General features: G+C 41.5%; 2 protein-coding genes. Both read right to left on the bottom strand.

Going from position 1 to position 714, the window contains the following annotated elements:
* Window positions 1-338 (bottom strand): IS66 family insertion sequence element accessory protein TnpB (gene tnpB, locus A9479_RS19885; RefSeq protein ID WP_064664335.1); only part of this gene is annotated, 338 nt, incomplete at its 3' end.
* The gene (locus tag A9479_RS19500; protein WP_064664334.1) at window positions 338-634 is read right to left on the bottom strand and encodes a hypothetical protein; all 297 of its coding nucleotides are present in this window, start codon (window positions 632-634) and stop codon (window positions 338-340) included. The genes tnpB and A9479_RS19500, both read right to left, overlap by 1 nt.
* Between the last annotated feature and the right edge of the window lie 80 nt (window positions 635-714).

Here is a 714-nt window from a genome sequence, read left to right on the forward strand (position 1 = left end):
GATTGATACTGCAATTCTTCATGACCAAGCACATCATATCCCGACAACAACCAATCCAGTTGCCCAGAACTGAGCTCAAATTCTTGCAGACTCGCTTTATTTGGCCATTTGAACTTTTGTTTTTCAAGTCGCTTGTACCACAAAGCAAACCCCGTTTTATCCCAGTAAACTAATTTGAGTTTATCTTTCGCTTTGTTGCAAAACAAAAATAACGCGCCAGTGTAGGCATCACGTTCAAGCTCGCCTTCAACGATGGCGACTAGACCATCAATCGATTTTCGAAAATCCACAGCATCGCGGTGTAAATAAATACGCTCGGGTTCAACAAACATTTTCATCAGGCAAACTCGCGTAACAATTGGCTGAGGTAAGTTGCAGGCATTGTGGGTGGCAAGCTGACTTTTACTTTACCGACCACAAGGGTTATCGGCTGTTGCGGTTTGATAACGTCACTTTTTTTCGTCATTTTGGCGCGAACAAAATTGCCAGGTAATGCCTTTAGCTTGTTTTTTGCGGCATAAAAAGTTGTTTTTGATAAAGCATTTTGCTGACAATACTCAGTGATAGTTAAATCACTTGATTGTTGGTCTTCTATAATACTACGCCACTGCTCAAGGCTACGTGTTTTTCTCATGGCTATCTCCTAATTGAAATTCAGGGATAGCTTAATCGTTTTGACGAGTTACTTGCAGGTGCATTTGGCTAGACGCTTAC

This window comes from Pseudoalteromonas sp. MQS005 (genome assembly GCF_001661605.1).
GTDB classification, from domain to species: Bacteria; Pseudomonadota; Gammaproteobacteria; order Enterobacterales; family Alteromonadaceae; genus Pseudoalteromonas; species Pseudoalteromonas tetraodonis.